The 18,523-nt window shown below is 71.4% G+C and carries 20 protein-coding genes; 12 read left to right on the top strand and 8 right to left on the bottom strand.

Features of this window, described 5'->3' with window-relative positions; translation table 11 throughout:
* Positions 1-8 precede the first annotated feature (8 nt).
* From ACIBG7_RS18035 to ACIBG7_RS18005, 7 genes are all read left to right on the top strand, one after another.
* Entirely contained in the window at positions 9-779 is a 771-nt protein-coding gene (locus ACIBG7_RS18035) for a class I SAM-dependent methyltransferase (protein ID WP_397336913.1), read from the top strand.
* A gap of 10 nt (positions 780-789) precedes the next feature.
* The gene (locus ACIBG7_RS18030; protein WP_397336912.1) at positions 790-2,970 is read left to right on the top strand and encodes a M28 family peptidase; all 2,181 of its coding nucleotides are present in this window, start codon (positions 790-792) and stop codon (positions 2,968-2,970) included.
* A gap of 43 nt (positions 2,971-3,013) precedes the next feature.
* Entirely contained in the window at positions 3,014-3,376 is a 363-nt protein-coding gene (locus tag ACIBG7_RS18025; RefSeq protein WP_357929248.1) for a MerR family transcriptional regulator, read from the top strand.
* On the top strand, positions 3,373-3,681 hold the full coding sequence (gene trxA / locus ACIBG7_RS18020) for a thioredoxin (RefSeq protein ID WP_357929251.1): 309 nt from the start codon (positions 3,373-3,375) through the stop codon (positions 3,679-3,681). Before ACIBG7_RS18025 ends, trxA begins: the two co-directional genes overlap by 4 nt.
* Positions 3,682-3,717: 36 nt before the next feature.
* The gene (locus tag ACIBG7_RS18015) at positions 3,718-4,614 is read left to right on the top strand and encodes a neutral zinc metallopeptidase (RefSeq protein ID WP_397336911.1); all 897 of its coding nucleotides are present in this window, start codon (positions 3,718-3,720) and stop codon (positions 4,612-4,614) included.
* A gap of 101 nt (positions 4,615-4,715) precedes the next feature.
* Positions 4,716-5,483: an antibiotic biosynthesis monooxygenase gene (locus ACIBG7_RS18010; protein ID WP_397336909.1), complete on the top strand. Its 768-nt coding sequence runs from the start codon at positions 4,716-4,718 to the stop codon at positions 5,481-5,483.
* A gap of 674 nt (positions 5,484-6,157) precedes the next feature.
* Positions 6,158-7,078 (top strand): hypothetical protein, encoded by a 921-nt coding sequence (locus tag ACIBG7_RS18005; protein ID WP_397336907.1) that lies wholly within the window; start codon positions 6,158-6,160, stop codon positions 7,076-7,078.
* A 198-nt stretch (positions 7,079-7,276) separates the two neighbouring features.
* On the opposite strand, the gene ACIBG7_RS18000 is transcribed toward ACIBG7_RS18005, so the two are convergent.
* From ACIBG7_RS18000 to ACIBG7_RS17990, 3 genes are all read right to left on the bottom strand, one after another.
* Positions 7,277-8,968 (bottom strand): alpha/beta fold hydrolase, encoded by a 1,692-nt coding sequence (locus ACIBG7_RS18000; RefSeq protein ID WP_397336906.1) that lies wholly within the window; start codon positions 8,966-8,968, stop codon positions 7,277-7,279.
* A 74-nt stretch (positions 8,969-9,042) separates the two neighbouring features.
* Positions 9,043-9,585, bottom strand: a complete 543-nt coding sequence (locus tag ACIBG7_RS17995) for a TetR/AcrR family transcriptional regulator (RefSeq protein WP_397336905.1) — start codon at positions 9,583-9,585, stop codon at positions 9,043-9,045.
* A 65-nt stretch (positions 9,586-9,650) separates the two neighbouring features.
* Positions 9,651-10,244, bottom strand: a complete 594-nt coding sequence (locus ACIBG7_RS17990) for a TetR/AcrR family transcriptional regulator (protein ID WP_397336903.1) — start codon at positions 10,242-10,244, stop codon at positions 9,651-9,653.
* 138 nt (positions 10,245-10,382) lie between these two features.
* On the opposite strand from ACIBG7_RS17990, the gene ACIBG7_RS17985 reads away from it, so the two are divergent.
* On the top strand, positions 10,383-10,925 hold the full coding sequence (locus ACIBG7_RS17985) for a dihydrofolate reductase family protein (protein ID WP_357929267.1): 543 nt from the start codon (positions 10,383-10,385) through the stop codon (positions 10,923-10,925).
* Here the strand turns inward: ACIBG7_RS17985 and ACIBG7_RS17980 are convergent.
* Entirely contained in the window at positions 10,922-11,377 is a 456-nt protein-coding gene (locus ACIBG7_RS17980; protein ID WP_397337128.1) for an alpha/beta hydrolase fold domain-containing protein, read from the bottom strand. The two genes, ACIBG7_RS17985 and ACIBG7_RS17980, sit on opposite strands and share 4 nt — an antisense overlap.
* Complete coding sequence (locus tag ACIBG7_RS17975) at positions 11,293-12,009, bottom strand: alpha/beta hydrolase fold domain-containing protein (RefSeq protein WP_397336902.1); 717 nt, start codon at positions 12,007-12,009, stop codon at positions 11,293-11,295. The genes ACIBG7_RS17980 and ACIBG7_RS17975 overlap by 85 nt, the downstream gene beginning before the upstream one ends.
* A gap of 84 nt (positions 12,010-12,093) precedes the next feature.
* Here ACIBG7_RS17975 and radA point away from each other — a divergent pair, with 84 nt between their 5' ends.
* Positions 12,094-13,500 carry a DNA repair protein RadA gene (gene radA, locus ACIBG7_RS17970; RefSeq protein WP_397336901.1) on the top strand — a complete coding sequence of 469 codons (1,407 nt, stop codon included), beginning with the start codon at positions 12,094-12,096 and terminating at the stop codon, positions 13,498-13,500.
* Positions 13,501-13,633: 133 nt separating this feature from the next.
* The gene (gene disA / locus ACIBG7_RS17965) at positions 13,634-14,710 is read left to right on the top strand and encodes a DNA integrity scanning diadenylate cyclase DisA (RefSeq protein ID WP_357929273.1); all 1,077 of its coding nucleotides are present in this window, start codon (positions 13,634-13,636) and stop codon (positions 14,708-14,710) included.
* A gap of 6 nt (positions 14,711-14,716) precedes the next feature.
* Here disA and ACIBG7_RS17960 read toward each other — a convergent pair whose 3' ends face one another.
* On the bottom strand, positions 14,717-15,388 hold the full coding sequence (locus tag ACIBG7_RS17960; RefSeq protein ID WP_397336900.1) for a hypothetical protein: 672 nt from the start codon (positions 15,386-15,388) through the stop codon (positions 14,717-14,719).
* Positions 15,389-15,556: 168 nt separating this feature from the next.
* Here ACIBG7_RS17960 and ACIBG7_RS17955 point away from each other — a divergent pair, with 168 nt between their 5' ends.
* A complete protein-coding gene (locus ACIBG7_RS17955) occupies positions 15,557-16,312 on the top strand; it encodes an A/G-specific adenine glycosylase (RefSeq protein ID WP_357929476.1) in 756 nt (251 codons plus the stop codon).
* A gap of 18 nt (positions 16,313-16,330) precedes the next feature.
* Here ACIBG7_RS17955 and ACIBG7_RS17950 read toward each other — a convergent pair whose 3' ends face one another.
* Positions 16,331-16,702 (bottom strand): cupin domain-containing protein, encoded by a 372-nt coding sequence (locus ACIBG7_RS17950; RefSeq protein WP_357929279.1) that lies wholly within the window; start codon positions 16,700-16,702, stop codon positions 16,331-16,333.
* Between the two features lie 58 nt (positions 16,703-16,760).
* On the opposite strand from ACIBG7_RS17950, the gene ACIBG7_RS17945 reads away from it, so the two are divergent.
* Positions 16,761-17,228 carry a MarR family winged helix-turn-helix transcriptional regulator gene (locus tag ACIBG7_RS17945; protein ID WP_397336899.1) on the top strand — a complete coding sequence of 156 codons (468 nt, stop codon included), beginning with the start codon at positions 16,761-16,763 and terminating at the stop codon, positions 17,226-17,228.
* Positions 17,229-17,243: 15 nt separating this feature from the next.
* Here ACIBG7_RS17945 and ACIBG7_RS17940 read toward each other — a convergent pair whose 3' ends face one another.
* Positions 17,244-18,185 (bottom strand): TIM barrel protein, encoded by a 942-nt coding sequence (locus ACIBG7_RS17940; RefSeq protein ID WP_357929283.1) that lies wholly within the window; start codon positions 18,183-18,185, stop codon positions 17,244-17,246.
* Positions 18,186-18,523: the final 338 nt, after the last annotated feature.

The following is an 18,523-nucleotide window of genomic DNA, read 5'->3' as shown; positions in this document are numbered from 1 at the left end:
GTTGAACCATGCCACGCATACAGAAGGGGGCGATCCCCAGTCCGAACATCTGGAACACCCCGGGCGTCTACGAGACGGAGAACCGCGCGGTCGATCCCGACGGGGTGGCCGACCGGCGGCTGCGCGAGCTGCGGAGCTGGGACGGCGCCACCATCCTCGACGTCGGCTGCGGCACCGGCTACCACCTGCCCGCCTACGCCGCCCACGCCCGTGCGGTGATCGGCGTCGAGCCGCACGGCGACCTCGCCGCCGCCGCCCGCCGCCGCTGCGCCGCCCTGCCCGGCGTCACCGTGCACACCGCCACCGCCCAGGCGCTCCCCCTGCCCGACCGCTCCGTGGACGTGGCCGTCGCCCGCTGGGCCTACTTCTTCGGCCCCGGCTGCGAGCCCGGCCTGGCAGAGCTCGCCCGCGTGCTGCGACCTGGCGGCGCCGCCTTCGTCATCGACCTCGACGCCACCCGCGGCTCCTTCGGCCGCTGGTTCCGCCGGACCGTGCCGCAGTACTCCCCCGAACGCGTCGAGACCTTCTGGGCCCGGCAGGGCTGGCACCGCGAGGAGCTCGACCTGCGGATGAGCTTCGCCACCCGGGCCGACCTGGAGGCCGTGCTCCGCATCGAGTTCAGCCCCGAGGTGGCCGAGGCCGCCGCCGCCGAGACCCCCGGCCTCGACCTGCCCTACCCGAACGTGCTGCGGTGGCGGTTCTTCCCCTCCGATGTCACTCTTTCGGCGGATGCCGGGATGGTCCCCGAGGCCGAATCCAGGCGCTTGATCGTTCCCTAGCCTCGGAGGCATGAGGGGATACATCGCCCTGGCCTGCCTCGCCGTCCTGGCCGCGCTGACCGTCTGGGACGTCGCGCCGCCGGCGCCCGCGGGGGCCGGAGCCGCCGGGTTCAGCGCCGAGCGGGCCTTCCGGCACGTCGAGGCGGTCGCGAAGGCGCCGCGGCCGACCGGGTCGGCGGAGAACGACCGGGTCCGTGAGCACCTGCTGGCCGAGCTGCGCGAGCTGGGCTTCGAGACGCGGGTGCACGAGGCGGTGGGCAAGTTCCCGCGCGAGCTGGCCGACGACGTGATCCCGCTGGCGCGGACGCGCAACATCATCGCGGTACGGCCCGGCACGGCGCCCACCGGCAAGGTGGTGCTGGCCGGGCACTACGACTCGGTGCACGCCGGGCCGGGCGCGGCCGACGACGGCATCGCGGTGGCGACGATGCTGGAGACCGCGTCGCGGCTGCCGCGCGCGCTCAAGAACGACCTCGTGCTGCTGTTCACCGACGGCGAGGAGGTCGGCCTGCTGGGCGCCGAGGCGCTCACCCGCGAGCGGGCGCTGGGCGACGGGCCCGTGGTGGTGGTCAACAACGAGGCGCGCGGGGTCACCGGGCCGGTGCTCACCTTCCGCGCCTCGGCGGGGAGCGCGCCGCTGATGAGCCTGTACGGCTCCGCCGTACCGCATCCCGCGGCCGACTCCGGCTTCGCGGCGATCATGAAGATGCTGCCGAACGACACCGACTTCACCGCCTTCACCCAGGCGAACTGGCTGGCCCTCGACTCGGCGATCGTCGGAGGCGGCGCGTACTACCACACGCCCCTCGACGACCCCGCGCACCTCGACCGCGGCAGCCTGCAGCAGATGGGCGAGAACACCCTCGCGCTGGCGACCGCGCTCGGCGCGGCGGATCTGGCGACGTTGCGCAACGGCCAGGAACTCGTCTACTTCAACGTCCCCGGCCTGTTCGTGCGCTACCCGGCCTGGCTGGAGCTGCCCGTGGCGCTCCTCGGCCTGGTCGCGGCCGGGCTGCTGGTCGTCGTGCTCCGGCGGCGGGCGCTGCTCAGCCTGCCGGCCACCGCCGCCGCGGCCGGGCTGGCGCTGCTGCCGGTCGCGGGGGCGGCCGGGCTGGCCGCCGGGTTCATGCCGCTGCTGGAGCTCATCCGGCCCGAGTACGCGGGCATGCTGCTGGGCGACCCCTACCGGCCCGGCCTGTACCAGGCGGCGCTGCTGGTCGCCACGGCGGCGCTGGTGGCCGGCTGGTTCGTGCTCCTGCGCGGACGGCGGCTGACCGCAGCGGCGCTGGGCGCGGGCGGTGTCGTCGTCGTGGCCCTGCTCGGCGTGCTCTCGGCGCTCTTCCTGCCGGGCGGCTCCCACCCCTACGCCTGGCCGGCGCTGGCCGCGGCGCTCGGCTGGCTGGCCGCGCTCCGCCTCGACCGGACGCCTGGAGCCCTTCCCTCAAGCTGGCCCGCGGTGGCCGCGCTGACCCTGGGCCTGGCTCCGGGGGCTGTGCTGCTGGTCGGCTCGGCGCTCAGCGGTCTCGGACTCGGGCTGGTGATGGGCGGCCTGGTCGCGGCGCCCACCTTCGCGCTCTTCCTGCTACTGGTCACGCCTCTGCTGGCCACCGCGCGCTGGCCGGTGCCAGCGCTCGCGGCGGTGGTCGCGCTCGCCCTGACCGGCGGCGGGCTCGCGGTGGACCGCTTCGACGTCGCCCACCCGAGGCAGCAGCATCTCGCCTACGCCCTCGACACCGCCACCGGCAAGGCGGCGTGGAGCGTGCCGCCGGCCGAGGGCGTCGCGGGCGGGCCGGTCGACGCCGAGCACTTCTTCGGCCGCGACACCCCGGCCATCGCCGCGCCGCCCGCTCCGCTGGCGGCTCCGGAGATCAAGGTGCTCGCCGACGAGAGCGCCGCGGCCGGCCGTACCGTGCGGGTACGGCTCAGCGGCCGCAACGAGATCGGCCTGGAGGTGACCGGCGGCGCGGAGTTCACCGTCGAGGGCATCCGGGTCGGCCGGGCTCGCGGGGTCGCCTTCCTCAACCCGCCCCCCGAGGGCGTGGAGGTCACCCTGGTGCTCAAGCCGGGGCCGGCCAAGGTGCGGGGCTTCTCCCAGGGGTTCGACCTGAGCGTGGTGCCGGGCTACCGGCCCGCGCCCGACCTGGTCAACCTGCACCCGTCCGCGACCGCCTTCCGCGACCTGTCGCTGTGACCCGCTTGACCTTGACACAGGCGTCAACGTTTACGTTGGAGGCATGCGGATCGGAGAGCTGGCCCGAAGGGCAGGGGTGAGCCCGCGCTCGCTCCGGTACTACGAGCAGCACGGCCTGCTCTCGGCCCGGCGCGGCGGCAACGGCTACCGGGAGTACACCGAAGAGGACGTCAAGCTCGTCACGGAGATCCGGGCGCTGCTGTCCATCGGGTTCACCCTGGAGGACACGCGGCCCTTCGTCGACTGCCTGCGCGGCGGCCACCCCTCGGGCGGCTCCTGCGCGGAGTCGGTCGCGGTCTACCGGCGGAAGATCGCCGAGATCGACGACGAGATCCGCGCCCTGCTCCTTCGCCGCGCGGAGGTCTCCGCCCAGCTCGCAGCCAGTTGCACGAGGAGAATTTCATGATCACTCTGACCGCCGACAACTTCGAGGAGCAGGTGCTCCAGGCCGACAAGCCGGTGCTGGTCGACTTCTGGGCCGAGTGGTGCGGGCCGTGCCGGATGGTCGCGCCGGTGCTGGAGCAGATCGAGGCGGAGTACGGCCTGACCATCGGCAAGCTCAACTACGACGAGTACGGCGACATCGGCGCCCGTTACGGGGTGCTGGGGCTGCCCACGCTGTTGCTCTTCCAGAACGGCGAGCCGGTCAAGCAGATCGTCGGCGCCAAGCCCAAGCGCCTGCTCGTCCAGGAGCTCGGCCTGGAGCACTAGTTCCGACAAACCAGACATATGGCATGATTTGCGGACGTGCTCCGCAAATCCCCCTTTCTGCTGGTCGGCATGCTGCTGCTCGCGAGTTGTGCGACCGCTCCTCCGGCCGCCTCCGAGCCCGCTCCCACGCCCACCCCGACGGCCGCTCCCGCCAGGGCCGCGGCCGCCACCGCCCCGCGGCAGCCCAGCCCGAGCGCGCCGCCCGCCTTCGACCAGGCGCGTGACCACAACCCGCTCAACAAGCTCAGCAAGGCCAAGGCCCTGTCCTGCAGCGGCACCCCGGCCGTCAAGGTCCGCAAGTGGGACACCATGAAGCGCTACCTCACCGCGGTGAAGGGCTGCCTCGACCGGTTCTGGAAGCGCGAGTTCGCCCGTGCCGGGCTCCGCTACACCCCGCCCGGCGCCACCTTCGTCCGCAAGGCCCCGGCGCGCTTCTGCGGGCTGGAGTGGGGCAAGAACGCCGGCGGCATGTACTGCGACCTGGCCGGGCTCAAGGAGGACAAGCGCTTCACCGTCGTCGTGCGCCCCGACGACGTCTGGCCCGAGATGCGGATCGACCTGGCCATCCTGACCGCCCACGAGTACGGTCACCACGTCCAGAAGATGTCCGGCTACATGAGCTACATCGACAAGGCCTTCTGGCAGGCCGAGAAGAAGGGCCGCAAGGCGGCCGACCTGGTCAACCGGCGTTCGGAGCTGCAGACCGAGTGCTTCGCCGGGGTCGCGCTCGGCGCGCTCTACGACTCCATGTTCCCCTCCCGCGCGCCCTGGGACGACTACCGCGCCTACACCGCCCGCTGGGACCAGGAAGCCTCCTGGGACCGCAGCCACGGCCTGCCCCGCACCCAGGTGACCTGGATGGAACGCGGCTGGAAGGCTGGCACCACCGGCGCGTGCGACACCTGGCACGCCAAGTCCTCCGCGGTGAAGTAGGACCTGTTCCGCACTGGCTTGTGCCTTCCTCAGCGACGGGGCTATTACACGATTACACATTGGCGTTAAGGTTTTGATCACCGTCTCCCGGAGGAGCTCCGATGATCGTCGAGTACATCCGCTACCGCCTCCCCGACGAACTCTCGGCGGAGTTCGAGCAGGCCTACGGCAGAGCCTCCCGCCTGCTCGCGCAAGCGCCCCAGTGCGTCGACTACGAACTCAGCCGCTGCGTGGACGAGCCCGCCTGCTACACCCTGCGGATCGCCTGGACCTCGGCCCAGGACCACCTCGAAGGATTCAGGCGCGGCGAGCTGTTCCCCGCCTTCCTGGCGGAGATCCGCCCGTACATCGGGATGATCGAGGAGATGCGCCACTACAAGCCGACCGCGGTGCGCGGCGCCGGCGGCTCCGTCCCCACCCTGTACGAGTGGCTGGGCGGCACCGAGGCCCTGGAACGGCTCACCGAACGCTTCTACGAAAAGGTCATGGCCGACGAGCTCATCGGGCCGCTGTTCGCGCACATGGACTCGGACCACCCCCGATACGTGGCCATGTGGCTGGCGGAGGTCTTCGGCGGCCCGGCGCGCTACACCGGCGAGCGCGGCGGCTACCCGCACATGCTGCGCATGCACCTCGGCAAGGCGATCACCGAGGCCCAGCGCCGCCGCTGGGTGAGCCTGCTGGCCGACGCCGCCGACGAGGTCGGCCTGCCGGACGACCCGGAGTTCCGCGCCGCGTTCATGGGCTACATCGAATGGGGCACCCGGCTCGCCCTCGCCAACTCCCAGCCCGGCGCCACCCCAATGGACCAGGCTCCCGTACCCCGGTGGGGCTGGGGAATCGCCCCGCCCTACAAACCGAGTAGCTGAGAACCCCGCATGGCGAGCAAGCGGCGTCCGTCCCGGACGGCCGCGAAACAGGGCGGATCCGGCGCTGATCGTTATCCTGGTGGCGTGAGCTCCGGCGATGATCTCCGCACGGCCGACACCCAAGTCTCCGTCGTCTCGGCAGCTCGTGCTCAGGACTTGGCACCCGTGGCAGACATCCGAGCTGCCGACACGCAGATCTCCGGTTCCTCGCCGGTCAGAGAACCGGCCGTTCCTCCGCCGACGACGGGTCGGCCAGCCGTATGGTGTGGCCGAGGGACCATGATCGCGGGTGTCCTCCTCGGCCGTGCTCCTCGCACGCTGAGCTCCCACCGTGCGAAGGCCTGGGCCACCAGCAGCCGCCTGCGGCCACGGACGCCTACATGCTGGCTTGGGCTGAGGAGGCGCTCGGTTTGGCCGATCCCCCGGCGTGGCTGCCCGGACCGGAACATGACGGCACGTGGTACGCGGCCCTGCCTGACAGAAAACCCTAAGATGCGCTGGCCTCGGTGAGCGTGTAGGTCATCATGGCGGCCCAAGAGCCGGGTCCGACGGGGACCTCGCAGTCCAAAGAAGAGCGCTTAGCCCGGTACGAACACATTCGCCCCAGAATCGACAGGCTTTCTCCTGCTCCGCCACAATGAGCGACGATCTTCACCCCCCTCACCGGACAGGACATGAAAGCTCTCATCGCCACCGTGGCTCTCGCCACCGCCCTCCCCGGCACCGCCCACGCCTCCGCCGCCCCCGACCCGGTGGCCACCGTGCGCGCCCTGCTGGCCCGCAGCGCCGGAGTCACGATCGAGTTCCTGGGTGGTGCCCAGACCGACCTGTTCTGGCAGAACGACTCCCCCCGTCAGCAGATCACCGGCGGCCTCGGTTTCCGAGGCACCGGCAAGCTCAAGCTCAGCCCCACCGGAGCCACGGCCTCCGAGATCACCCGCATCGTGGACCTGGAGGGCGAAGTCCTCATGCAGCAGGAGGCCGACAAGGGCGACGCTTACTGGGCCGGTCTGCTCGCATCCGCCGGGACGACCCGCATGATCAGCACGAAGGGCTGGCTCTACCACCTGCTGCCCAAGACCCGCTCCTGGCTTCGCACCGGGCGCGCCAGCGGGGCCGCCGCGGCGTACGGCGACCAGATCATCAACGTGCTGGAACCCGCCACCCTGGCCAAGCTGATCGCTACCGCTGACCGCTTCAACGTCACCCCGTGGATCAAGGACCGCGCCACCGGCCGCCGCAAGCGCATCTACACCCACAGCGGAACCATCACCTTCAAGGAGCTGTACCGGATCTCCCCCACCTTCCGCGAGGCGGCGGGTACCCCGAACGTCGGCGCCGACGAGATCTGGTGGCAGTACCTGTACGACGACCGCGGCCTGCCGGACCGGCTCGCCTGGCACTTCACCACGACCACCAAGACCAAGGGCCTGGGCGACGACCGCATCCGCTCGATCCGGGCGGTCACCCGGTTCTGGGACTGGCAGGCCAAGGTCGCCATCACCGCCCCCGTCGCGAAGCCCGGCCGGGCACCCGCCGTTGACGAGATGACCGACATCCTGCGCGCGGGCGCCCGCCCCGCTGACACTGACTGACGGCTCGTCCCGCACCGACGCCGGGATGGCTGGCACGAGCGGCCAGCCACTCGCCGGCGAAAGGGCTTGCCCGGCATTCCACGTCTGAGGTGCGCGCCGCCCCCTACCGCATGCTCGCCGTACTTCCCGGAACCTCCCACCGTCACCCGGCCAAGGCCGCGGGCGATGCCGTACGGCTCGCGCGTCTGCGGGATCTGCTCAGCTCAGCGTGACGTTCGCGGTCGTCCCAGCCGTGGGAGCGGTGAGTGGTTCGAAGTGACGGGCCAGCTCGGCGGGGTGGGTGAGCTGAGGGTAGTGCCCGGCTCCGGCGAGCTCGGTCACCGGGTGGTCGACGTCCACGGTCAGAGGGTCGGCCGAGCCCACGATGATCTCCACCGGGACGATCACACGCCGCAACAGCGACAGTGTCGCCTCACGCTCAGTGAAGGAGGCGCGCATCGCGGCGATCACCCGGCCCGCCGCCCCCGGACGGCGCAGGTCCGCCGCGGCGCTCGCCACCTCCGGTCCCTCGGGAAGGCCGAGCGTGGCCGCCAGGCGGGCCGCGGACATGCGGCGCAGCATGGGTACGGCCAAGCGCGAGCGGGTGAGCCACGGGCTCGGCGCCTGCAGGAAGGCGGGGGCGACGAGGACGAGCTTGCTGATGCGGTCGGGATGCTCGACGGCGAAGCGGAGCGCCGGCCCCGCGGCCGCCGAGTGGGCGACCAGCGCGGGCCGGGTCCGGACCGGGGCCATCAGGTCGGCGAGCCACTCATGCGTCGGCTGGTCCGTGGCGGCCGAGCGGCCCAGGCCGGGCAGGTCGGCCGCCAGGATCGGGCCGGACAGGTGAGCGGCCACCGGCGCCCACAGGTCGGCGTTCATCGGCAGCCCGTGCAGCAGGACCTGCGCGGGCCGGTGCGCCTCGCCCATCGTCCACGTGCGGTCGCGGAAGCCGTACGGGCTCAGCCACGGCTGCGCGGCGCCGAAGCGGCCGGCCACCAGGCCGTCGGCCCAGGCGCGCAGGGCTTGGCCGGCCGGGGGCATCCGCAGGCCGGTCCTGGCGGCGAGCGCGCGAGCCGTACCCGTCGGATAGCGATCGGCCGACAGGAACGACAGCGTCTCAGGGTCGGCCCCGGTGATCTTCCTGGGCAGCCGGCGCAGCAGGCCGAGCGGGATGGTACGGCGAGGCGCCCGCACGCCCAGGTGAGCGGCGACCACGCCCACGAGCTCGGGCAGTGGCGGCGTCGACTCGTCGAGCACCCAGTAGTCCTCCACCTCGGGCGAGGCCGGGATCTCCGCCAGGAACCGCGAGAAGTAGCCGGTCGTCACGATCGGCACGAAGACGTCGGGGCCGCCCGGAAGCGCGGGCAGCCGCCCGTTCCACAGATCCCGCACGAGCGAGCCCAGACCGATGTACTGGCCAGGACCGATCACCGAGCTGGGGTTGGCCATGCTCAGCGGGACCCCCAGCTCAGCGGCCCTGGCGCGCATCTCACGATCGCCCTCGGCCTTCGACGCCTCGTAGGCGCCCAGGTGGGCGTAGTCCGGGTGCACGTTGCTCACCCGGTAGCCGCTGACGTGCACGAGCCTGCGTAGTTCCGGCAGGGTCGCGGCCCATTCCAGGACGTTGAGCGCGCCGGTCACGTTGGCCGCCCGCGCCTCCTCCACGCTGAGGCCGAACGCGTAGCGGCCCGCGGTGTTGTAGACGTCACGCACCTGGGGCAGACCCGACAGCGGCCGGGTGATGTCGGCCGTGACGACCGTCAGGCCGCTGGTGTCGACGTTCTGTGAGTGCAGCCAGGGGGTGAGGGTGTCCTTGCGCACGGCTGCCGCCACCCGCTGTCCCTTGGCCAGCAGTTCGGCCACCAGGGACCGGCCGAGGAAACCCGTCGCTCCGAAAACCATCGCATCCATGAGGAATCCTCTGAATAGATCGGTCTACATATTTTCAGGTCAGAAAGAAGGCCCGCCTCCAGCGGCGAGCCCGTCTAGCGGAGCAGAGCGGCGAGCTGACCGGCGACCTGCTCCAGCGGTCGCCTGCTGCGGTGTGCCTTTGCCAGCAGTAGCGCTCCCTCGATCAGGGCCAGGGCGGTGACCGAGAGGTCGTCGGCGTCCGCCCGCCCCGAGAGCCGTTCACGCAGGGCGGCCGCCCATGAGGTGTACACCTCCGAGCAGGCCTGGTGCAGCGGGTCGCTGGTAGCTGCCATCTCCAGGGCAACCGTGGCCACCGGGCACCCCTTGCGCCAGCCCGATTCCTCCAGCCGGTCACCCAGATGCCGCAGGATCCCTTCGACGAACTCCGCCATGGACGCGCTGGACCCGGCCAGTTCCTCGAAGGCGTCGCCGACCGCCTGGCCGGCCCGCCGGATCGACTCGCCGACGAGCTGGTCCTTGCCCTCGGGGAAGTGGAAGTACAACGAGCCGCGTGGTGCGCCGCTGGTCGCGATCACCTGGTTCAGCCCTGCGGCCGCGTACCCTCCGGACTCGACCAGATCCAGTGTCGCGCCCAGGATCCGGTTCCGCGTTTCCATGCCCTTCTGCCCCATGGCCTGAGAATAGACCGGTCTACATATTTCTGACAACCGCCCCGATCACGTCAGGAAGTTGCCGCGAAGCGCGCGGCGATCGTCCGGGCTGCCTCGTCGACCGCTCGCGCCTGCTCTTCCTCGGTGATCGACCACGTGCCGTGCATGAGCCGCGGCCAGAAGATCGCGGACGCGATCATGCCGAGGAACTGTGCGGACGCCAGATCCGGATCAGCGATGTCGGCGCTTCCCGCGGAGTGCGCCTCCCGCAGATAGCGCCCCAGTGCCTGCAGTACAGGCAGCGTGCCGAAGTCGAAGGTCCGCTCGCGCAGCTCGGGGAAGTGGGGCGATTCGGCGATCACGGTCCGCATCAGGGCGACCATGCGAGGACGGGTCACCAGCTCCGCATACGCGCGACCCAGCACCACCAGGCCCGCGTGGAGGTCGCCGGTCGGGATCTCGACCGGCTCCGGAGCCGGCGATCCGCCGGCCGCGAGCACCGTCGCCTCGAAGAGCTCGGCCTTGGTCGGGAACTGCTTGAAGAGCGTCGCCTTGGACACCCCTGCGCGCTCGGCGACCCGTGCCAGAGGCGTGCGGTCGTACCCGAACTCCAGGAAGAGCTGCGCGGCGGCGCCGAGGATCGCCTCGCGGTTGGTCGCGGCCACCTCACGGTGGTACGAGGAGCGTCCACGTGTCATCCGGCCAGTATCTCATCGAGGTGAGTCCATTGACTCACCATGACGCGCACGTCTACGGTGATAGAGGTGAGTCGCTTGACTCACCTCTACGAGACAGGAGCGGCCATGGCTACCGTGATCGTCCACGCGACCATCACTCTCGACGGATTCCTGGCGAAGGAGGACGGCGGGGTCGACTGGATGTTCGGCCGGCCTTCTGCCCCCGAGGACGACGCCGTCGTCGAGGCGGTGATGAGCCGGATCGGCGCGGTGGTCGGCGGCGCGAACAAGACCCAGACCATCGAGGACGGCGAGATCCCGTACGGCGGCATGCTGAAGGTCCCCGTCTACCTGATGACCCACAGCCCCCATGAGCCGATCGAGCGCGACGGCACCACGTACACCTTCGTCGTCGACGACATCGCCGAGGCCGTCAGGCTGGCCACGCAAGCGGCCGGGGACCGCTGGGTCAGTCTGCTCGGCGGAAGCATCGCACGACAGTGCCTGCGGCTCGGTCTCGTCGACGAGCTCCACCTGGACGTCGCGCCGGTCCTGCTCGGCGACGGCATCTCGCTGTTCGCCGGCCTTGGGCGGCACATCGAGCTCGAGCGCCTCGAAACATCCGCCTTCGCGAGCGAGGCCCACCTTCGCTACCGGGTCCTCCGTTAGCCAGAGGCCCGTCCAGCGGTGCGAGCCGCCGGGTTACGGGCGTGCACGACCGGCTGCGAGGACCCGCTCGAGCCACTTGGTTCGCGCCTCACGCGTCCGGATCGAGACCGCCGCCTCGGGCGCGAAATTCTCGTAGCCGTGTAGCCGCCGGGCCAGACGTGCAGCTCTGTGGATACGCCGCCGGCGAGCAACGTCGACGCGTAGGCGATGGCCGCGTCACGGAACACCTCGCATCCGCCGACGTCGATAAAGGTCTGAGGCAGCCCTCGCAGGTCGTCGGCACGAGCCGGGGACTCGTAGATGCTCACCTCCCGCTCCTCGTGCCCTTCGCCGAGGATCGCGTTCCACGCGTAGACGTTCGTCTCCCTCACCCAGGAGTCGATCGCTCCCCGCGCTGCGCTGAACTGCTGCGACGAGGTCGTCCGGTGGCAGTCGTCGAGCTTCTGGGGCAGTTGAGCATCTGCCCCAGAAGCTGCGGTCCCCCGTTGTCCCGTGCGAGCAACCCGACGCCGGCGGCCAGACCCCCGCCTCCCGAGATCCCGGAGAGGATGATCCGAGACGGGTCGATCATGAACTCGTCAGCGTGCGCGGCCAGATACACCAGTGCCGAGTCGCACTCCATCGCCGCGCGTGGCGCCCGCGCTTCCGGGGCGAGGGTGTACTCGGGGGTGACCAAGAACCCACTGCACGCGCTCCGGAACCAGCGTCGAATGGCGGGTCCCGAGGACCATCCCGCCCCCGTGGATGTCGTAGAGCGCGGGAAGGGTGCGCTTCTCCGAGCCCCAGGACGAAGGATCCCCAGGGTGACGTCGCCCTCGCGAGTCGGTACGGTGCGGTCCTCGTACGTAAGATCGAACCGGTCGAAGAGCGCACGCAGGCCGCGATCGCGTTCCTCCTCGGCGCCGGAAAGGGCGGACCGCCACTGGTGGAGGTCGTCGTCCGTGCGGATCCCCCCTTCCGCCCGACAGTCGGCGGGTGCGGTGAAGGGTTCCTGAACAGGATCGCCGCCGGGCCGGACCGCTGGACGGCGGTAGCTCCGCCAAGGCCCGCAGCTAAGGGGCCGTGACGACGGCTCTGCAGGCATTCGTGCCTACCGCCGCCCATCACGGGCTCGGGACCGGGCCAGGCGGAGCCGTCTTTGTCGGTCCCGGCCGCTAGCCTGCTCCGCATGGCGAAGACTGCTGCTGGATACCGCTGCACCGAGTGCGGCTGGCGCACGCTGAAGTGGGTCGGCCGGTGCGGTGAGTGCCAGGCGTGGGGCACGGTCGACGAGGAGGGCGCCGCCAAGGGCGTCCGGGTCGTGCAGGGCGGCGCCACGAGCGCCCCCGCGATCCCGATCGGCCAGGTCAAGGCGGACGTCGCCATCGCCCGCACCACCGGCATCGGCGAGCTGGACCGCGTGCTCGGCGGCGGCATGGTGCCGGGCGCGGTGGTCCTGCTGGCCGGCGAGCCGGGCATCGGCAAGTCCACCCTGCTCCTGGAGGCCGCGGCCAAGCTCGCCGAGCGCGAGACGGTGCTCTATGTGACCGGCGAGGAGTCCTCCTCCCAGGTCCGGCTGCGCGCCGACCGCATCGGCGCGATCCGCGACCGGCTCTTCCTGGCCGCCGAGACCGAGCTGGCGGCGCTGGTCAGCCACGTGGAGAAGGTGCAGCCGCGCTTCCTGGTCGTCGACTCGGTGCAGACCATCGGCACCTCGCAGGCCACCGGCGTGCCCGGCGGCGTCACGCAGGTGCGCGAGGTGGCCGCCAACCTGGTACGGCTGGCCAAGGAACGCGACATGTCCACGGTGATCGTCGGCCACGTCACCAAGGAAGGCTCGATCGCCGGTCCCCGCACGCTGGAGCACCTGGTAGACGTGGTGCTCAACTTCGAGGGTGACCGCCACTCCCGGCTGCGCCTGGTGCGCGCGGTGAAGAACCGCTTCGGCCCGACCGACGAGGTCGGCTGCTTCGACCTGCACGAGCGCGGCATCGAGGGGATCAGCGACCCCACCGGCCTGTTCGTCTCCCACCGCAGCAAGCCCGTGCCCGGCACCTGCGTCACGGTCACCGTCGAGGGCACCCGCCCGCTGCCGGCCGAGGTCCAGGCGCTCGTCGCCCGCACCGAGGCCCAGCAGCCGCGCCGTACCAGCGCCGGGCTCGACCCCTACCGCGTGCAGCTCATCCTCGCCGTGCTCGAACGCCGGCTCAACGCCCGGCTGGGCGGCAGCGACGTCTTCACCGCCACCGTGGGCGGCATCAAGCTCACCGATCCCGCCATCGACCTGGCGGTCATGCTCGCCGTGGCCAGCGCAGCCGGCGACAGGGCCCTGCCCGCCGGGCTGATCGCCCTGGGCGAGGTCGGCCTGGCCGGCGAGCTGCGCCCGGTGCGTGACGTGCGGCGCCGGCTGACCGAGGCCTCGCGGCTCGGCTTCACCCGGGCGCTGGTGCCCAAGGGCTCCCTGGAGGAGGGCGGCCGGCGGGGCGCTCCCGGGCGGCAACGCACCCTCGTGCCGGTCGGCCCGACCCAGTTCGCGCCCGGTTTCGAGGTCGTCGAGGCCGAGAACGTGTGGGACGCGCTCACCCACGTCACCTGACCTCTCCACAGCCCCGCCAGACCCGCTCGACCCGCGAAAACAGTGCCGCCACACCAGTGAAGTGCGGGAGGCCCGCCCCCAGGTGGCAGGTCCCCGCTAAGCTGAGGATGGAACAGAGCGACACGGGGGCCATGTGGCGACACTTGATGACCGCCGTCGCGAAGTCCTGGCAGCCCTGGCTCCGGGCACGCAACTGCGCGACGGTCTGGAGCGAATCCTGCGCGGGCACACCGGCGGGCTGATCGTCCTGGGCTACGACAGCGTGGTGGAAGAGATCTGCAGCGGCGGTTTCCAGCTCGACGTGGGCTTCTCCGCCACCGGGCTGCGCGAGCTGGCCAAGATGGACGGCGCCATCGTGCTGCGCTCCGGCGACTACCAGGTGGTGCGCGCCGCCGTACACCTCGTGCCCGATCCGTCCATCCCGACCGACGAGTCCGGCACCCGCCACCGCACCGCCCAGCGGGTCGCGCGGCAGACCGGTTACCCGGTCATCGCGATCAGCAAGTCGATGCGGATCATCGCCCTCTACCTCGACGGCATCCGTTACGTGCTGGAGGAGTCGGCGGCGATCCTGTCCAAGGCCAACCAGGCCCTGGCCACCCTCGAACGCTACAAGCACCGCCTCGACGAGGTCTCGGGCACGTTGTCCGCGCTGGAGATCGAGGATCTGGTCACCGTACGGGACGTCTCGGCCGTGGCCCAGCGGCTGGAGATGGTCCGCCGCATCGCCGACGAGATCGAGGGCTACGTCGTCGAGCTCGGCACCGACGGCCGGCTGCTGTCCCTGCAGCTCGACGAGCTGGTCGCCGGCGTCGACTCCGAGCGCGAGCTCGTCGTCCGCGACTACCTGCCGTCGGGCTCCGGGCGGCGGCAGAAGAGCTTCGCCCAGTCGCTGCACGACATGGACCAGCTCTCTCCCAGCGACTTGCTCGACCTGGCCGCCGTCGCGACCGTGCTGGGCTATGCGGGTAACGAGGCCCTCGACAGCCCGGTCAGCCCGCGTGGTTTCCGCCTGCTGGCCAAGGTCCCGCGCCTGCCCGGCACGGTCGTCGACCGGCTGGTGGACCACTTCGGCGGGCTGCAGAAGCTCCTGGCCGCCAGCATCGACGACCTCCAGGCCGTGGGGGGCGTGGGCGAGTCCCGGGCGCGCAGCGTGCGAGAGGGCCTGTCACGGCTGGCCGAATCGTCCATCCTCGAACGCTACGTCTAACCCTCGCTACCGCAGGTGGAAGACCGACTTCCGGCTGCGCATCTCCCCCGTGTCCACCACCGCGACGTAGGTCCCGGGCAGCGCCACCGGCTGCTTGCCGCCGCAGCTCTCCCCCGACCTGCGCCGGTCCCAGTCCACCGTCTTCACGTACGGCACGCCGCGCTCCAGCCGCTCGACCTGCTCGCCGGAGCCGGCCACACAGTCCGAGGTCGACCAGATCCGGTCAGCCCCGGAGGTGATCCGGAACTCGATGGCCCGCGGCCCGACATCGAAGGTGCACATGACCGGGCCGGTGTTCACCAGCGTGTAGACGAACCCGGGCCGGGCGTCCCCGGCGTAGACCTCCTGGCGGCCCTGCAACGAGAGCACCAGATCCTTGCGGTCACACGGCTGGCCGGGACGGCGCGGCCGCGCGGCGGCGGGCTTCACCGAAGGCTTGGTGACGGTGGGTGACGGGGTCGGCGACGGCGTGATCGACGGCAGGCCCGCCAGCACGGGGTCCGCGCTCGGCGAGGCACTGGCCGAGGCGCCGCTCGCGGTCGGGCTCTTCGGCCCCTCTGACCCGCCGGAACACGCCCAGGCCACGACGGCGACCACCACGAGGACGCCCACCAGCAGGGTCATGCGCCGCCGCCAGTAGACGTCTCCACCATCGCCACGCAACGTGTCCGGCTCCATACGCACAGCATGGATCACATCCCGGCTCGCCCGCCCGGCGACCCGCCGTAGTCTTTACTCGTGCCCGACCTGCAGACCCCCATCCTCGACTGGTACGCGGCGAATGCCCGGGATCTTCCGTGGCGGCAGCCCGACGCCTCCCCGTGGGGCATCCTGGTCAGCGAGATCATGCTCCAGCAGACGCCGGTCGCCCGCGTGCTGCCGATCTGGCTGGAGTGGATGGAGCGCTGGCCGTACCCCAAGGACCTGGCCGCCGAGGCGCCCGGTGAGGCGGTCCGGCACTGGGGACGGCTGGGCTATCCGCGGCGGGCGCTGCGGCTGCACGCGTGCGCGGTGGCGATCACCGAGCAGCACGGTGGCGAGGTGCCCGACGACCACGCGACCCTGCTCGCCCTGCCGGGCATCGGGGAGTACACCGCGGCGGCCGTGGCCAGCTTCGCCTTCGGCGGGCGGCACGCGGTGCTCGACACCAACGTCCGCCGGGTCTTCGCGCGAGCCGTACGCTCCCAGGAGTACCCGCCCACCGCGACCTCCGCGGTCGAGCGGCGGCTGGCCGAGTCGTTGCTGCCCGAGGTGGGCGCGCCGACCTGGGGTGTGGCGGTGATGGAGCTGGGCGCCCTGGTCTGTACGGCACGCGCCCCGCGCTGCGCGGACTGCCCGATCGCCGACCGGTGCGCCTGGCGGCTGGCCGGCAAGCCCCCGCACGACGGGCCGCCGCGCAAGGGCCAGACCTACGACGGGACCGACCGGCAGTGCCGGGGACGGCTGCTGGCCGTCCTGCGTGGCGCGCACGGCCCGGTGCCGAAGGCCGCGCTGGACGTGACCTGGGAGGACGCGATCCAGCGCGAGCGCGCTCTCGACGGGTTGATCGCCGACGGGCTGGCGGAGGTGCTCGACGACGGCACCTACCGCCTGCCCGCCTGACCTTCCAAAACCCGGGGCTCAGGCGATCCAGGACGGGACGCCGAAGTCCTTGCCGTCCACCGAGGCCCGGGCGGTGCCGGGAGCGGTGCAGATGGCGGTGAAGCCCGCCTCCTCATCGGCCGTCAGGCGGCGCGTCACCCCGGCGGGCAACACCACGGTGTCCCCCGCGGTCACGGTCAGCGCCTGCTCCCCGAGCTGCACCGTCGCGCCACCGGCCAGGAAGGTCCAGATCTGCTCGGTGCTGATCTCGTGCAGCGGGCCCGAGGCGCCGGCCGGCACCTCGACCCGCCACAACGACAGCTCGGAGCCGCCCTGCGTGGGCGAGGCCAGGGTGGTCATGACGCCGGTGGCGGTTTCCGATCGACGGGTTTCCTGCTCGCGGACCAGCATGCCGTACTCCTAAGATAGACAAAGACGTTGTCCTTTATAGTCAAGCAGGTTGTCTATCATGTCAAGCGATCCCCCGGGATTCGAGCTGCCACTCCGTCTCTTCCTCGGATTCCGGATGCTCATCGACGAGCTCCACGCCGAGCTGGGCCGGCAGGGGCATCCGGACCTGCGGCCCATGCACGGCTTCGTGCTGCAGGCGATCGGCGGGTCGGGCTGCACCGCGGTCGAGCTCGGACGCACCCTGGGCGTGTCGAAGCAGGCCGCGGGCAAGACGATCGAGACGCTGGAGCGGCTCGGCTACGTGGTGAGCGCGCGCGACCCGCAGGACAGCCGGAAGAAGATCGCCCGGATCAGCGAGCGGGGCTGGGACGCGTTGCGGCGCTCGGCGGAGATCTTCGACCGGCTCCGCGCGGGCTGGGCCGAGACCCTGGGCGAGGAGCGCCTGCGCGCCCTGGAGAGCGACCTGCGCAAGGTCACCCCCGCCGACCCCTGGCGCCTGGACGTCCCCGGCTGGTTCAGCACCTGACCGGGGACACGCAGGTCAGGCCGCGAGCTGCAGGCCGAGGCCGGTCAAGCTGGTGCGGGCCCAGTCGAGTTCCTCGGCCAGCATCGACACCAGCGCGCCCGGCCCCTTGGCCTTGAGCGGCACGGCCAGGTTGTGCGTCTCGACCTCGATGTGCGCGGTGCCGTTCACCGCGCCCGACAGGATCGCGTTGAGCGTGTCGTGCAGCACCGCCCCGGTGTCGGGCGATTCGTTGGTGTGGTTGTGCACGTGCCCCAGTTTGACCACAGGGGCTCCGGCCAGCGCCAGGCCACGCAGGGCCTCACCCGACTGCTCCGTGTCGCCACAGGCCAGATGGCAGGCGTCCAGGCATACACCCAGGTGGTCGGAGTCGATGTCGCCGACCCGCTCCAGCGCCTGCTCGGTGGTCTCCAGCACGCAGCCCGGCCACGGCTCGAACCCGACGCGGATCGTCTTGCCGGTCACGCTGTAGATGCCGCGCAGCTCGCGGGCCAGCCGCTCCAGCCGGCGCGTCGCGATCGTGTGCAGGTCGGCCGGCCAGTCGCGCCGCCAGCCGATCGGGATGGTGGAGATGCTCCCGAACCGCACGTCCTCCGGCAGCAGGAACGCCAGGATCTTGGCCAGAGCCATCGTGTAGCGGTAGCGCTCCGGCTTGGCCCAGTCGGGACCCGGCACCTCCTGGTTGCGCCCGCCGGTGCCGTTCAGGCTCACGACCTCCAACCCGCGCTCCTCCAGCGACCGGCGCAGCCGTACCAGCTCGATCCGGTCGGCGGTCAGGTGGTCGGCCACGCCGGGCGACAACCACAGCCCGATGCCCATCCGCTCCACGCCCAGCCGCTTGCGCACCGGCACCGCGTACCTGGTCAGGTGCGCGATCAGGTTCTCCAGGTCTTCCGCGGGGTGAACGCCGGCGTTGTAGGCCAGGTGAACGAGCGTTCCGTCCTCGTGACGCAGGCGCATCGAATTCCTCCACGGCTTTGACTGTTGACGTTCTCGCCCGCATCGAGCATCCCGGCTCGAGGGCGACCTTCGCGTCCGCCCTGGGTTGACTGCTTACTACTCCCCGGGGAGGACGCCCCACCATAGGCGCGTGCTCTTGTGAGATACTTGTCCGAGACTTGGCGGAGCTTGCTCTACGCAGTGTAGTACTACTTCCGGTGGCGAGATAGCCGATCCGGCCAACAATCTCAATCCCGTGCGCCCACGACCATCCGGGGATTTACCTAGCGACGTTCGGACTGCCTGAGCGCGGCCTTCATGAAGCCCCGCCTCCTGCAACGTCTGGAAGGCGTCCGGCT

Origin of the sequence: Nonomuraea sp. NPDC050328 (assembly GCF_044459405.1) — a bacterium.
Taxonomy (GTDB): Bacteria; Actinomycetota; Actinomycetes; order Streptosporangiales; family Streptosporangiaceae; genus Nonomuraea.
The sequence above is the reverse complement of the archived record's forward strand: the minus strand, read 5'-3'. Positions and strand labels throughout refer to the sequence as shown.

Excerpts from the sequence above, each read along its gene's own strand:
- ACIBG7_RS18035 (WP_397336913.1), top strand. The coding sequence starts at position 9 with ATGCCACGCATACAGAAGGGGGCGATCCCCAGTCCGAACATCTGGAAC.
- ACIBG7_RS18030 (WP_397336912.1), top strand. The coding sequence starts at position 790 with ATGAGGGGATACATCGCCCTGGCCTGCCTCGCCGTCCTGGCCGCGCTG.
- ACIBG7_RS18025 (WP_357929248.1), top strand. The coding sequence starts at position 3,014 with ATGCGGATCGGAGAGCTGGCCCGAAGGGCAGGGGTGAGCCCGCGCTCG.
- trxA (WP_357929251.1), top strand. The coding sequence starts at position 3,373 with ATGATCACTCTGACCGCCGACAACTTCGAGGAGCAGGTGCTCCAGGCC.
- ACIBG7_RS18010 (WP_397336909.1), top strand. The coding sequence starts at position 4,716 with ATGATCGTCGAGTACATCCGCTACCGCCTCCCCGACGAACTCTCGGCG.
- ACIBG7_RS18005 (WP_397336907.1), top strand. The coding sequence starts at position 6,158 with ATGAAAGCTCTCATCGCCACCGTGGCTCTCGCCACCGCCCTCCCCGGC.
- ACIBG7_RS18000 (WP_397336906.1), bottom strand. The coding sequence starts at position 8,968 with ATGGATGCGATGGTTTTCGGAGCGACGGGTTTCCTCGGCCGGTCCCTG.
- ACIBG7_RS17995 (WP_397336905.1), bottom strand. The coding sequence starts at position 9,585 with ATGGAAACGCGGAACCGGATCCTGGGCGCGACACTGGATCTGGTCGAG.
- ACIBG7_RS17985 (WP_357929267.1), top strand. The coding sequence starts at position 10,383 with ATGGCTACCGTGATCGTCCACGCGACCATCACTCTCGACGGATTCCTG.
- ACIBG7_RS17975 (WP_397336902.1), bottom strand. The coding sequence starts at position 12,009 with ATGCCTGCAGAGCCGTCGTCACGGCCCCTTAGCTGCGGGCCTTGGCGG.
- radA (WP_397336901.1), top strand. The coding sequence starts at position 12,094 with ATGGCGAAGACTGCTGCTGGATACCGCTGCACCGAGTGCGGCTGGCGC.
- ACIBG7_RS17960 (WP_397336900.1), bottom strand. The coding sequence starts at position 15,388 with ATGGAGCCGGACACGTTGCGTGGCGATGGTGGAGACGTCTACTGGCGG.
- ACIBG7_RS17955 (WP_357929476.1), top strand. The coding sequence starts at position 15,557 with ATGCTCCAGCAGACGCCGGTCGCCCGCGTGCTGCCGATCTGGCTGGAG.
- ACIBG7_RS17950 (WP_357929279.1), bottom strand. The coding sequence starts at position 16,702 with ATGCTGGTCCGCGAGCAGGAAACCCGTCGATCGGAAACCGCCACCGGC.
- ACIBG7_RS17945 (WP_397336899.1), top strand. The coding sequence starts at position 16,761 with ATGTCAAGCGATCCCCCGGGATTCGAGCTGCCACTCCGTCTCTTCCTC.
- ACIBG7_RS17940 (WP_357929283.1), bottom strand. The coding sequence starts at position 18,185 with ATGCGCCTGCGTCACGAGGACGGAACGCTCGTTCACCTGGCCTACAAC.